This is a genomic window from Halomonas marinisediminis, assembly GCF_004347715.1.
Classification (GTDB): domain Bacteria; phylum Pseudomonadota; class Gammaproteobacteria; order Pseudomonadales; family Halomonadaceae; genus Halomonas; species Halomonas icarae.
The window spans coordinates 1-12,733 of record NZ_SLTR01000033.1; the positions used below are offsets into that span (position 1 = coordinate 1).

Sequence of the window (12,733 nt, forward strand, 5' to 3'; positions counted from 1 at the left end):
TCCGGCTTGACACGGATCTTGACGTTGTAGTCGATGACGCGTTTGACCGCGACGAGTACTTTCATCTTTTCCTCGTTATGGACGGTAGTATCAAAAAAACGAAAACCTCTACCCCAGGACCCCTTCATTCTTCAGCGCTGAAAGCGCCTGGGGGTCTAGATCAAGGTATTCGGCCAACACAGAATCCGTATCCTGGCCCAGTTGCGGAGCGGGATTACGATACATGACGGGGGTGTCGGAGAGGTGTATCGGACTCCCGACCATCGTGAAATCCGGATTCATGGGATGAGGAATATTGACAAGCATCCCACGGGCACTGACTTGAGGCTCCGCCAACGCACCAGCAATATCATTGATTACGCCAACCGGAACATTGACCCTAGCGATTTTCTCTACCCACGCATCCGCCACATCTTGCTTGAAATGCTCGACAAGAATCTGCGTTATGGCATCGCGATTTCTGACGCGGTCCTCGTTCTTCGTAAAACGGGGATCAACAGATAGTTCCGGTAGACCGATAGCGTCGCAGAGGGCCGCAAACTGCGTGTCATTGCCACAGGCGATGATAAAGTCCTTGTCCCGGGCACGGAATGAGTTATACGGCACGATGTTGGCATGCGCGTTGCCGTACCTGCCAGGTGAGACACCGGTACTCAGATAATTCTGGCTCTGGTTCCCTAGTGCCGCCACCTGGACATCCAGCAGAGCCATGTCACAGTACTGACCTCGCCCGGTTTTTTCGCGCGCCAGGAGAGCCGCCTGTATGGCAATCACCGAATACAGCCCTGTCATGACGTCAGTGACAGCAACCCCCACTTTCTGGGGCCCTCCTCCAGGAACTCCGTCACGCTCACCGGTGATGCTCATCAAGCCGCCCAACGCCTGGATAATGAAGTCATAGCCTGGCTGCTTCGCGCGAGGGCCTGTCTGGCCGAAGCCCGTGATGGAGCAATAGATCAACCTGGGATTGAGCTGGGAGAGCGATGCATAGTCCAGCCCGAACTTCTTCAGGGAGTCTGCCTTGAAATTTTCGATCAGGACATCGCTCTCAGCAGCCAGCGCACGGACAATCTTCTGGCCCTTCTCAGTCGCCATATCGACAGCGACGGAGCGCTTGTTGCGATTGGTGGACTGATAGTACGAGGCCTCCAGGGTCTCATGACCCTGGGCATCCTTCATGTAGGGCGGTCCCCAGGCACGGGTATCATCACCCCGCCCGACACGCTCCACCTTGACAACATCGGCGCCCAGGTCAGCCAATATCTGGCTACACCACGGCCCCGCCAACACACGGCTGAGGTCGAGCACACGTACCCCTGTCAGCGCCCCCATCAGTACCACCTCACTTCGGCAAACAACATAAACACTCCGGCTTCAGCGAATAGACGGTTCCTGGTACAAGAGAGACAGGCCCAGCATCGCGCGCCTGCGCAGCCATGGACTGGGCCGATAGCGCGGATCTCCCGTCAGTGCGCTCATGCGTTCAAGAATGGCCAGCACCCGCCTAGGCCCCAGCTGATCCCCCCATGCGAGGGGACCCTGGGGATAGTTGAGCCCCAGCCTGACGGCATTGTCGATATCGACCGGGGTGGCGATTTCACGCTGGGCGATCTCGCACGCTAGATTGACGATTGAAGCGAGTACCCGCTGTGATACAAAGCCCACACTGTCACGAATCACGGTGACGCCAACGCCATCTGCCCCCAACAGGCCATGTGCTGCGTCACGCATGTCCTGGCGCGTGACCGGAGTCACCATCAGGGTTCGGTGGCTATCAAGCCCGGTCAGAGCATCCAGGCAGACGGTACGCGTAGGGTCGACGCCAAAGCGGTCGCTGGCACTGGTGGCGTCTTCCCCAAAGGGAACCAGCAGGCACAGCGCGTCCTGGGAGGGATTCGCAGAGGACTCCAGTCGACACCCCAGTCCCGCAAGCAGCGACACGACGCTCTCACGTACGGTGTCATCGTCGACGCCCAGCCAGACCGGCGGGGTGTCCTTCGCCAGGGGAACCGGTTGAGGCGCAAGCACGTCGGCCTTCTTTCCGCCTTCGTAACGATAGAAGCCCACGCCCGTTTTGCGCCCCAGGCGCTTGCCTCTGAGCATCTGCCTGGACAGGTAGGAGGGACGATAGCGCGGGTCATGATAGAACTGCTCGAAAATGGACTCCATGGCAGGATGCGATACATCCAGGCCAGTCAAGTCGAAGAGCTCCAGAGGTCCCATCCGGAACCCAGCACTTTCCCTGAGAATGCGGTCGATATCGTCGGGAGGGGCGATATTCTCCTCGAGAAGCTTCAACCCTTCGGTACCGTAAGCGCGGCCCGCGTGGTTCACGATGAACCCCGGGGTGTCCTTGGCAAGCACACCGGTATGGCCCAGGCGATGACTCAGCTCGAGCAAGGTGTCGAGCACAGATGCGTCGGTATCGGTACCCCCGATTACCTCGACGACCTTCATGAGAGGTACGGGGTTGAAGAAGTGAAAGCCCGCTACCCGGCCGGGCAGCGCCAGGCCGGAAGCAATCGCGGTGACCGACAGCGATGAGGTGTTGGTGGCGAGGATACAATCACTGGAGACGATGGCTTCAAGGTCGCGAAACAGGCTGTGCTTGATGCCCAGGTCTTCGACAATCGCCTCGAGCACCATCTCACACGCCGCCAACCCGTCCAAGGTATCGACGATCTCTAGGCGGGACAGGGCTGCGTCGGCAGACTCACGCGACACCTTGCCCTTGCCCACCAGCTTGTCGAACGTGGCGCTCAAGCTCTCAAGCGCCGCGGCCGCCGCCCCCTCGCGCTTGTCGAACAGCAAGACCTCGAGACCGGCCTGGGCAGCGAGTTGCGCGATGCCCGCCCCCATGACACCCGTCCCCACGATGCCCAGTCGCTTCAGCATCACAGCCATTACGCTTCTCCCCGATAGGTCGGTTTGCGTTTCTCGATAAAGGCAGCAGCCCCTTCCTTCTGATCGGCGGTATCGAACAGCATCTGGAAGGCCTTCCGTTCAAGAACCAAGGCGTTTTCCAGAGGAAGGTCCGCACCGGAAAGCACCGTTTCCTTGATCTGCTCCACCGCCAGGGCCGGCATGGCAGCGATCTCGCGGGCGAGTGACATGGCACGCTCCAACGTCTGGTCATCGGCAACGACTTCGCTGACAAGGCCCATACGCAATGCCTCGGGTGCATTGACCATGCAGCCCGTCATCAGCAGGCGCATCGCCTGAAACTTGCCCACGGCACGCACCAGACGCTGTGTTCCACCGGCCCCCGGCATCAGGCCAAGCTTGACCTCGGGTTGCCCGAACCGCGCCGACTCACCCGCCACGATGATGTCGCAGTGCATGGCAAGCTCACAGCCCCCTCCCAGAGCAAATCCGCTGACGGCCGCAATCACCGGTTTTGGGCAATGGGCAATGGGGTCCCAGAAACGCTCGTTGTGACGCCGGTACATGTCGGTTGGCGAGGCCGTGGCAAACTCCTTGACGTCGGCACCGGCTACAAAGGCCTGGTCTCCCCCCGTCAACACGATGGCCCGCACCTCATCACGCTGTCCCAGCGACAGAAATTGTTCGGCCAACTGGCGCCTGACGTCGGCATTCAGCGCATTCTTGGCCTTGGGGCGGTTGATGACGACTACCGCCACCCCCTCTGTCAGGGACTCCAGAAAGACCTCCGGTGGGTGCTGCTTGTCGCTCATGCTCGGACTCCCGATATATATGTCCGCTATGCAGACTTTAGTTTTGCTATATTGCTCAAACCGTACCGTCAGGGGCGCGAGACTGTCAACAACTCCCGCGACCTCCCCATAGCAACACCACATATCAAAGGCTTACCTTAGACCTCGCGTGTCGGACGCAGTGAGCACCGCTTTTTAAAAAAGATCGCCATGCGGACATCAATTCTGAAATATTGACATAGGCCGTCGCGCTGACCAGACTAGCGCCACTTACCATCAGGGATCGGAGGGCGACTCTGTGAACAAGACGGCCAATCAGAGCGACTTCAAGGTCATGCTGGATCCGATCAATGCCGCGGATGATCAGGAGAAGGACCGTCAGTTCGTGACGGCACTCGCCCGAGGGCTTGAATTGCTGCGGTGTTTTACGCCTCGTGACAGCACGTTGAGCAATCTCGACCTTGCCAGGAAGACCGGCCTTCCCCGCCCCACCATCAGTCGGTTGACGCATACGCTGGCCAAGCTCGGCTACCTGCGACCGCTTCCCAAGGGCAAGTACCAGCTGGACGTGGGTGTCATGTCATTCGGCTATTCCATGATCTCCAACCTGCCCATTCGGTCGATAGCACAACCCTTGATGATCGATCTTGCCAACGAGGTCGGGGCCACCGTCGCCATGTCAGCCCGGGACAGGCTGGACATGGTGTACCTGGACGTCGTGCAGAGCGCACTGCAGTCGACGATCCGCCGCCAGATCGGGACACGCCTGCCGATTCACCAGAGCTCGGCCGGGCGTGCCTACCTCGCCGCCATGCCACACGACGAGGCCGAGGTGCTGATGGGGCATATTCGCGACCACCATCCCGATGAGTGGCCGCGCATACGCAGGGCCCTGGAGAGCGCCTTCCGCGACTACGCCGATTATGGGTTCTGCCTGTCGATCGGCGAATGGCAGCGCAAGGTCAATGCCGTGGCGGTTCCCCTGCACCATCCCCAACTCGGCATCCTGTCGTTCAACTGCGGTGGGCCCGAGTTTCAGATTTCGCGCGAGAAGCTTGAGACATCCATCGGCCCTCGACTGGTGCAGCTGGTCAACGACATCCAGACGCCACTTTCTTGAACCATCCCCCGTGCCGGCTAACGGGCCACCGCTTTCAGGAGGAAACCGCATGATTCGCGACCAGGAAACCCTGCAGATCCTGCTCGACGCCATTCGAAGCTTCGTCAACGAGGTACTCATTCCCCGTGAGGAAGAGGTAGCCGAGACCGACGAGATCCCGGCGGATATCGCCTCGCAGATGCGTGACATGGGGCTTTTCGGGCTCACCATTCCCGAGGCGTTCGGTGGCCTTGGGGTCACGATGGAGGAAGAGGTCAATATCGCCTTCGAACTCGGCAGGACGTCGCCGGCCTTTCGCTCCTTCATCGGCACCAACAATGGCATCGGCTCCATCGGCATCCTGCTTGACGGCACCGACGATCAGAAGGCCACCTACCTGCCCCGGCTGGCCAGTGGCGAGATACTCAGCGCCTTCTGCCTGACCGAGCCGGACTCCGGCTCCGATGCCGCATCGCTGAGGACCACGGCCGTCAAGGATGGCGATGGCTACCTCATCAATGGGACCAAGCGCTACATCACCAATGCCCCGCACGCCGGGATCTTTACCGTCATGGCGCGCACCAACCCCGAGATCAAGGGCGCCAAGGGCATCAGCGCCTTTATCGTGGATGCCACGACGCCCGGCATCACCATCGGCAAGCGCGACAAGAAGATGGGCCAGAAGGGGGCGCACACCGCGGATGTGATCTTCGACAATGTCCGCGTACCTGCCAGTGCGCTGATTGGCGAGCAGGAAGGTGTCGGCTTCAAGACCGCCATGAAGGTACTCGACAAGGGGCGTCTCCACATCGCCGCCATCGCCGTCGGTGCCGCCGAGCGCATACTGGATGACTCACTGCGCTTCGCCATGGAAAGACGGCAGTTCGGTCGTGCGATAGCCGACTTCCAGCTGATCCAGGGGATGCTGGCCGACTCCAAGGCGGAGATCTATGCCGCCAAGTGCATGGTTCTGGATGCCGCGCGCAAGCGAGACGACGGACAAAACGTCGGCACCGAGGCGTCCTGTGCCAAGATGTTTGCCACGGAAATGTGCAGCCGAGTCGCCGACAGGGGCGTGCAGATCCATGGTGGCGCCGGCTACATCAGTGAGTATGCGGTCGAACGGTTCTACCGTGACGTCAGGCTGTTCCGCCTGTACGAAGGCACGACCCAGATCCAGCAGGTGATCATCTCGCGCAACATGATCCGTGAGGCTCAAGCGTAACCGTCGATTCGTGATGCGTACCACCTGCCGAAAGCGGCTGCCTCGACTCGCGACGCGCCGCTTTCGGCAGCCTCACCCTCACTCCTCCGCGTCGTCCATCATGGCCAGCAGACGCTCAAGGAGCGCTCGCTCACGCCGTTCATAGGCGTGCGCATCGCCTTCCGGCCACTCATGGAACCCCTGACCGCACTTGCGACCGAGGCGCCCGTCTGCCACCAACTGCTCGAGCAGCGGACCCGGCGTGGTGCGATTCTCCAGATCCGCGTAGAGATAGCGAGCGATGTTGAGGTGGGTGTCCAGGCCATTGAGATCGCGCTGGCGAAGCGGGCCATTGATGGCCAAACGGATACCGATGGAGTAGCGCACGATGTCATCCAGCGCCTCGGCGTCCACCACGCCCTGTTCAAGCAGTGCCAGGCATTCGCGCATCAGCGCATGCTGGATACGATTGGCCACGAACCCCGGCACTCCCTGGCGGAGCACGGCGGGACGCTTGCCCAGTTCACGCAGCCAGTCACAGGCACGCTCGACGCTGTCCTCGGCAGTGCTCGGGCCGGGGATCACCTCTACCGCGGGAATCAGATCGGCGGGATTGAAGAAATGCGCCCCCATGAACCTTTCGGGGTGTGCCAGCCCTTCAGCCAAGGCGTCGATCTCGAGCCCGGAGGTGTTGGTCAGGAGCAGTGTCGTTACGTCGATATGGCGCTCCGCCTCCGCGAGCACCTGCTGCTTGAGCTCCAGGTTCTCGGTCACGCTCTCCACCACGACGTCACACCCGCCTACTTCGGCCCAGGCCGTCACGAAGCGGGCCTGCTGGCTGAAGGCCGCCTCCTCCTGCAACGCCTTGTGGCAACGCGCCAGTCCTGCGGCGTTGACATCCAGCACCGTGACTCGCATTCCCCGGCGCAGCATCAGCCGCGCCAGGTTGGTGCCCATGGTACCGGCACCGATCACTACCCCATGTCGTTCAGACTGCATGTCTTACCTCACCGCTATCGAGCGTCCGACGGCATGTCGACAAAGGTCCTGGTGTGACGGCAAGTCGGACGCAGAGAATTGCCACAATACGAACCAATGTTCACACTACGCACATCTTCCTTCGAACAACTGCCTCGGACAAGGGCCCTTCACCAGGAGACATCACCATGTCGGACCGCTGTGCCATCATCACCGGCGGCGCTCGCAACATCGGCCAAGCCATCGCCCTGCGCCTCCAGCAAGACGGCTATCGCCCTTTTGTCCTGGACATCGAGACGCCTGAGGCCGAGTCCCTCAGGGCCGATGCCACTCGCGTGGACCTTGGCGATGCCGATGCCACCCGCGAGATCGTCGAGACACTTGCACGCGACCATCGGATCGACTGCCTGGTCAACAACGTCGGCATCGTACGCCCTGCCCTGCTCGCCGAGACCCGGGTCGAGGACTTCGATCCGCTGATGCATCTCAACGTCCGTTCGGCGCTGGTATGCACCCAGGCCCTGCTACCCAGCATGCGCGAGCGAGGCGAAGGGCGGATTGTCATGAATGCCAGTCGCGTGGTGTTAGGCAAGGAGGCCCGCACCCTCTACAGCGCGACCAAGGGGGCACTTCAGTCCATGGCGCGCACCTGGGCCCTGGAACTGGCCGGGGACGGGATCACCGTCAACTGTGTCGCCCCGGGTCCCATCGCCACCACGGCGTTCTGGGAAAACAATCCGCCCGACTCCGAGCGCGCCCGCCGTATCATCGAGAACATCCCGGTACAGCGCATGGGCGAGCCAGAGGACGTGGCCCAAGCGGTCAGCTTCTTCTGTGATCCACGCAGCGGCTTCATCACCGGCCAGACGCTATTCGTGTGTGGCGGGGTTACCGTCGGGTGAAAGCCTGCGGGCTCAACTGACCAGACGGAACAACACGGCCGCCGCCGCCAGCGAGATCGCCAGGAACCCCCCATTCCAACGCCAGCCAATTTGCCAGGCACGCATCCCCGCAAAGCGCGAGGTGATCATCATCGCGGCAGTGATCGGCGATGAGCTCATGGTCAATGACCATCCCACCAGCATGGCCGCCGCCAACAACGGCAACGACACCCCGTCGAGCCCTACCTCGGCGACCATGCCGGTCAAGAAGGTGACGCTGATGATGGGATTGAGCCCAATATGGGCCAGCACCACGATCAGCAGCACCACCAATGCCGGCAGCCAGTTGCCAAGCATGACCAGCAAGGTGGTCACGTCCTCCAGCTGAGCGGGGTGCAGCAGCGCAACGCTCAGATACCCCAGATAGGCCCCGGAGCCCAGGGCCACCACCTCGTTGCCGATGCCGCCCAACATGTCGGGCAGTCGCCGCGCCATCAAGGTCATGGCAGGGCCGGTACCAGCCTGACCCAGCCGTCGGCATTGAACGACCAGCCACAACCAGGCCCCCAGTGGCACCCCCATCAACACTGCCTCGGGCAACCGCAGCGAGAGCCAGGCGGCAAGGGTCAACACCAGCAACACCAGGGCCAGCAGCAGTAGACTGAAGGCTGCCAGCGGCATCAGGGAAGGACGCTCGACAGCGGCGGCCTGGCTCATGGGGCGAGGCCCCGTGGCCTGATCGCAGGCCCAGCCGAGCAGAAACAGCGCCGTGGCCGACACCAACACATAGGGAAACAGCTGCCCCCAGGTCAAAGACGGCAGGTTACCGAGTACCACCGCGACCCCAATCCCCAGGGGGGAAATCAGGGGCGCCAGGGTGAAGCCACGCAGGGTCGCCAACAGCATGCGCCGCCGGCGCACGTCTCTCAGCCATGCCTGCCCGTAGGCGGCGCTCAAGGTGTTGGCCTTGTCGATCATCGACATGAAGAGGTTCAGCACACCAAAATTGAGCACGATGCCGAACAATGTGGCGCCGATGGAGAGCATCGGATATCGCCAGGTAGGCGGTTGATTCAGCAGCGCCTGCCCACAACGGCGTATCAACCGTGAGCGGTAGGCGGGCAGGCGCAGCATCGCCAGAGCCGTCATGAAGGCCGCCAGGAACACAAAGGAGCCAGCGGCCTCCAGCAACGCCGGCCACGGGTCGGCAAGCCGCCCGATGGCCAACAGCGACATGCCCCCACTTACCATGACCAGCAAACGCGCGGTGATGGTGAACCGCTCCCAGCCCAACATCAGGTATCCCAGCAGCAACGGTATCGCCAGCCACGTGGCCCAAGGCGTATCGGTCACCACCGCCACCACACTCAGTGCGGCCACGGCAGCAAGAAGGTGACTGGCCCATCGGCGCGCCGATGGGCAGCGAAGTGTGATCATGTGGCGGTGTCATCTCCCTGACAATCACGCGGGCCGGCCTCCGAGACGAGACCGGCCCTCCTGGTGAGATGCGCGGCGGCTGGTGCCGTGGGCGAGACGCCGCGCTATGCGCCTACACGGCAACCTCCGGGGTCATGCACCAGAGTCCGGTTCACTTGCCTCACGCTTGGCCCTGTGGCGCGACGACAGGAAACGGTAGAGGGCCAGCAGGATGGAGCCCACTGTCAACGCGATGAAGAACCAGGTGATGGGCCCGCGCACGAAGATCGACAGATCGTTGGAACCAATCAGCAGTGAGCGACGCAGGTTGTCCTCGAACATCGGCCCCAGGATGAAGCCGATCAAAAACGGTGCCGCGGGAATGCCGGTGCGATTGAACACGTAACCCAACAGACCGAAGCCCAGCATCAGCCACACATCGAAGGTGTCGTTGTTGACGGCATAGGCCCCGTAGACGCAGAACATCAGCACGATCGGGAACAGGATGGCCTTGGGGATATCGGCGATCAGCGAAAAGTAGCGAATCGCCGCGTTACCCACCACCAGCAGGATCAGCGAACTGAGCATGATGCCGAGAAACAGCGCGTAGATCAGCGGCAGGTTCTCCTGGAACAGCAGCGGGCCCGGCGTCAGACCATGCACCATGAAGGCGCCGAGGATGATCGCGGTGATCACATCGCCGGGGATACCCAGCGAGAGCAGCGGAATCATGGTGGCTCCGGCCACGCCGTTGTTGCCAGCCTCGGAGGCCGCCACACCTTCCACCTCGCCCTTTCCGAAACGTTCGCGGTTAGGTGAGCGACGCTTGGCATCGCTGTAGGAGATGAAGGCCGCCGCGGTGGCGCCGGTGCCTGGTATCGCGCCAATGCAGACGCCGATCAGGCTACCGCGTATGATGCTCTTGAGGCTGCGCTTGAGTTCGCTCAGCGAGACACCCGCCCCGCTTGCCTTGGCTCGCAGGTGAGGCACCACTTTCTTGCGGTAGAACTCGATGATCTCAGGTATCGCGAACAGTCCGATCAACAGCGGGATGAACGAGATGCTGTCCATCAGGTTGTAATTACCGAAGGTCAGCCGCTGGGAGCCGAACACCGAATCGAGCCCTACCAACGAGAAGAGGATCCCCAACAGGGCGGCGATCAGTCCCTTGACCATCGAACCACTGGCCAACGAGATGATGATGGTCAACGAGAAGCAGATCAGCCAGAAGAACTCCGGCGCACCAAAGTTGAGCGCGATCTTGGCCAGATAGGCGGCAAAGAAAATTAGCGCGATATTGGAGATGAAATCCGCGATCACCGAGGAGTAGAGCGCCATCTTGAGCGCCTTCTTGGCCTCGCCCTGCTGGGCCAGCGGATAACCATCGAGCAGGGTGCAGGCCGAGGCCGGCGAGCCCGGGGTGCGAATCAGAATGGCGGTAATCGAGCCGCCGTACATGCCGCCCTTATAGATACCCACCAGCAGCAGGATCGCCGCCACAGGCTCCATCGAGAAGGTAAAGGGCAGCGCCAGGGCCACCGCCATGGTGGCAGTGAGGCCGGGGATGGAGCCGACGGTGACGCCGATGATCACCCCCACCGCGATGGCCAGGAAGTTCTCTGCGGCCAGAAACAGCTGCAGAACTTCAGTCATGTTTTCCATAAGTCACCCGATCGTGAGAGATGGCCGTATCAGAACGGCAGCGTCGGCAGTGGCACGTTCATCACCTCGGTGAAAAGCAGCGTCACCCCCAGCGGGAAGGCGATCGCCAGGCTATAGACCCACCAGGTGCGTACCGGATGCGCAATGAATAGCAGCAAGGTGGCGAGGATCCCACTGAGGATGGCGCCAAGCAGTTCGAACAACCCGACATAGACCACCAGGGCGAGCCCCATTAGGGCAAAGCGCAGCCACGGGCCACGTTCGAAACGGCGTCCACTGTCATCGCTGTCGGCCATCACGAAGCCCTGCCCCATGAGCAGCAACGCGAACACCAGTAGCAGCCAACCAACGATGGTGGGTAGCCAGCGAGGTGACATCATCGGGTTCTGCACCACCGGCGGCACGCCGATGTGCTGGGGAATCAGATAGAACAGCAGCACCAGGGAGAAGGCCAGCAGCATAGCACCGGCGATCACATCCCAGGCATCCTTGATCGGCGAACCGCCGGAAGATTGAGGTCTCGTCATCGGAGCTACCCTCTCGAGATGAAGTGCGTGTCATCAACGCAGTGAGGCGAGAGCCCCTGCCCTCGCCTCACTGCTCGGCCTTTCGTCAGCCACTTACTCCTGGCGCAGACCTGCCTGTTCGGCGACCGCATCCCAGCGCTCGACCTCGCTGGCGATGAAGGCCTCAAACTCATCGCCGGAGCGAACGCCCTTCTCGCCGCCCAGCTGCTCGACAAAGCTGGTGAACTCTTCACGCTCCATCACCGCCTGCAGGGCTTCCTGCATGGTGGTGACGGCCTCCTCAGGGAACGACTCGTGAGCGATAACACCAAACCAGGCGGTGGTCACGAAGTTGTCAAGGCCATGCTCCCCGATCTCCTTGAGGGTCGGCACGTCAGGCAGGTACTGAGAGCGTTCCGCGGAGGTCACCGCCAGCGCCTTCAGGTCGCCAGACTGGATGTGTGAGAACACGGTGGGCATGTTCTCGAAGGAGACGTCAACGTCGCCACCCAGCAGCGCCGGCAACGCGGCACCACTGCCAGCAAACGGCACGTGAGTCATATCAGAACCGGTGAGGGTCTTGAACAGCTCGCCAGACATGTGGATGGAGCTGCCCACACCACTGCTGCTGAAGGACATATTCTGATCCTGAGCAGCTTCGATGAACTCGAGCGGGCTCGCATAGGGACTATCCGCCGGCACTACCATCACGTTGGGGATGTTCAGCATGTTCTGGATGAACACGAAGTCCTCGACCGGATCGTAGGTGAGGTTGGGATAGATGGCGGCACCAATGGTATGGCCCGGGGAGGCCATCAGGATGGTGTGGTCGGCATCACGGCCACCACGGGCCAGGCGGCCGGTAGCTACGGTAGAGCCTGCCCCTGGACGGTTCTCAACGACGACGTTGGCACCCAGCTCTTCCTTGAGCAGGTCAGCCACACGACGCGAGAGGACGTCGGTGGTCCCACCCGGTGCGTAGGGCACCACCAGGCGCACGTCATCGCTGGGCCACTCCTGGGCCTGAGCGGTGGAAACGGAGAGGGTGAGAGCCACGGCCCCGCCGCAGGTGGCAGCGCAAAGAACGTTGAGCAGTTTCTTCATTAGGAACTCTAGATTGGCTGGGTTAGAGATTGCAGGTTCGCATGGCGAACTAGTGTACGTAAAATTCGCCTGTACATTACTGTGATTATCACGCGCCCATAACCCGACTTTAGTCGCAATCGAGTAGTATCTGAACCGTACCGGGATGTTCTGGTCAAGTCAGAGCGGACACATTTTCAAGCGACAGCTGCCAATTCAATCTCCCTCGG

At 61.5% G+C, this 12,733-nt stretch carries 11 protein-coding genes; 3 read left to right on the forward strand and 8 right to left on the reverse strand.

The annotated features are described in order from the left end of the window. Nucleotides 1-108: 108 nt before the first annotated feature. From E0702_RS15605 to E0702_RS15615, 3 genes are read right to left on the reverse strand one after another with little or no spacing between them, the layout of a single operon-like run. Nucleotides 109-1,332: a CaiB/BaiF CoA transferase family protein gene (locus E0702_RS15605; RefSeq protein ID WP_132045510.1), complete on the reverse strand. Its 1,224-nt coding sequence runs from the start codon at nt 1,330-1,332 to the stop codon at nt 109-111. Nucleotides 1,333-1,374: 42 nt separating this feature from the next. Continuing rightward, nucleotides 1,375-2,904 (reverse strand): 3-hydroxyacyl-CoA dehydrogenase, encoded by a 1,530-nt coding sequence (locus tag E0702_RS15610; RefSeq protein ID WP_132045512.1) that lies wholly within the window; start codon nt 2,902-2,904, stop codon nt 1,375-1,377. Beyond that, complete coding sequence (locus E0702_RS15615; protein ID WP_132045514.1) at nt 2,904-3,695, reverse strand: enoyl-CoA hydratase; 792 nt, start codon at nt 3,693-3,695, stop codon at nt 2,904-2,906. The genes E0702_RS15610 and E0702_RS15615 overlap by 1 nt, the downstream gene beginning before the upstream one ends. A 277-nt stretch (nt 3,696-3,972) precedes the next feature. On the opposite strand from E0702_RS15615, the gene E0702_RS15620 reads away from it, so the two are divergent. Together E0702_RS15620 and E0702_RS15625 are read left to right on the forward strand one after the other, a co-directional pair. Further along, complete coding sequence (locus E0702_RS15620; RefSeq protein WP_205741949.1) at nt 3,973-4,794, forward strand: IclR family transcriptional regulator; 822 nt, start codon at nt 3,973-3,975, stop codon at nt 4,792-4,794. A 49-nt stretch (nt 4,795-4,843) separates the two neighbouring features. Then, a complete protein-coding gene (locus tag E0702_RS15625) occupies nt 4,844-5,998 on the forward strand; it encodes an acyl-CoA dehydrogenase family protein (protein WP_132045516.1) in 1,155 nt (384 codons plus the stop codon). A 78-nt stretch (nt 5,999-6,076) separates the two neighbouring features. On the opposite strand, the gene E0702_RS15630 is transcribed toward E0702_RS15625, so the two are convergent. Then, a complete protein-coding gene (locus E0702_RS15630; protein WP_132045518.1) occupies nt 6,077-6,976 on the reverse strand; it encodes a 3-hydroxyacyl-CoA dehydrogenase NAD-binding domain-containing protein in 900 nt (299 codons plus the stop codon). A gap of 167 nt (nt 6,977-7,143) precedes the next feature. Between E0702_RS15630 and E0702_RS15635 the strand changes: the two genes are divergently transcribed. Further along, a complete protein-coding gene (locus E0702_RS15635; RefSeq protein WP_132045520.1) occupies nt 7,144-7,857 on the forward strand; it encodes an SDR family NAD(P)-dependent oxidoreductase in 714 nt (237 codons plus the stop codon). Nucleotides 7,858-7,869: 12 nt separating this feature from the next. Here E0702_RS15635 and E0702_RS15640 read toward each other — a convergent pair whose 3' ends face one another. The 4 genes from E0702_RS15640 to E0702_RS15655 all read right to left on the reverse strand — a co-directional run bounded on the left by E0702_RS15640 (nt 7,870) and on the right by E0702_RS15655 (nt 12,524). Next, nucleotides 7,870-9,273, reverse strand: coding sequence for a hypothetical protein (locus tag E0702_RS15640; protein WP_132045522.1), 1,404 nt, complete (start codon nt 9,271-9,273; stop codon nt 7,870-7,872). Nucleotides 9,274-9,405: 132 nt separating this feature from the next. Further along, nucleotides 9,406-10,914: a tripartite tricarboxylate transporter permease gene (locus E0702_RS15645; protein WP_132045524.1), complete on the reverse strand. Its 1,509-nt coding sequence runs from the start codon at nt 10,912-10,914 to the stop codon at nt 9,406-9,408. Nucleotides 10,915-10,943: 29 nt separating this feature from the next. Then, nucleotides 10,944-11,441, reverse strand: a complete 498-nt coding sequence (locus tag E0702_RS15650; protein WP_132045526.1) for a tripartite tricarboxylate transporter TctB family protein — start codon at nt 11,439-11,441, stop codon at nt 10,944-10,946. 93 nt (nt 11,442-11,534) lie between these two features. Then, nucleotides 11,535-12,524 (reverse strand): Bug family tripartite tricarboxylate transporter substrate binding protein, encoded by a 990-nt coding sequence (locus tag E0702_RS15655; RefSeq protein WP_132045528.1) that lies wholly within the window; start codon nt 12,522-12,524, stop codon nt 11,535-11,537. Nucleotides 12,525-12,733 lie beyond the last annotated feature (209 nt).

Excerpts from the sequence above, each read along its gene's own strand:
- E0702_RS15625 (WP_132045516.1), top strand. The coding sequence starts at position 4,844 with ATGATTCGCGACCAGGAAACCCTGCAGATCCTGCTCGACGCCATTCGA.
- E0702_RS15640 (WP_132045522.1), bottom strand. The coding sequence starts at position 9,273 with ATGATCACACTTCGCTGCCCATCGGCGCGCCGATGGGCCAGTCACCTT.
- E0702_RS15645 (WP_132045524.1), bottom strand. The coding sequence starts at position 10,914 with ATGGAAAACATGACTGAAGTTCTGCAGCTGTTTCTGGCCGCAGAGAAC.
- E0702_RS15635 (WP_132045520.1), top strand. The coding sequence starts at position 7,144 with ATGTCGGACCGCTGTGCCATCATCACCGGCGGCGCTCGCAACATCGGC.
- E0702_RS15610 (WP_132045512.1), bottom strand. The coding sequence starts at position 2,904 with ATGGCTGTGATGCTGAAGCGACTGGGCATCGTGGGGACGGGTGTCATG.
- E0702_RS15650 (WP_132045526.1), bottom strand. The coding sequence starts at position 11,441 with ATGACGAGACCTCAATCTTCCGGCGGTTCGCCGATCAAGGATGCCTGG.
- E0702_RS15605 (WP_132045510.1), bottom strand. The coding sequence starts at position 1,332 with ATGGGGGCGCTGACAGGGGTACGTGTGCTCGACCTCAGCCGTGTGTTG.
- E0702_RS15655 (WP_132045528.1), bottom strand. The coding sequence starts at position 12,524 with ATGAAGAAACTGCTCAACGTTCTTTGCGCTGCCACCTGCGGCGGGGCC.
- E0702_RS15630 (WP_132045518.1), bottom strand. The coding sequence starts at position 6,976 with ATGCAGTCTGAACGACATGGGGTAGTGATCGGTGCCGGTACCATGGGC.
- E0702_RS15615 (WP_132045514.1), bottom strand. The coding sequence starts at position 3,695 with ATGAGCGACAAGCAGCACCCACCGGAGGTCTTTCTGGAGTCCCTGACA.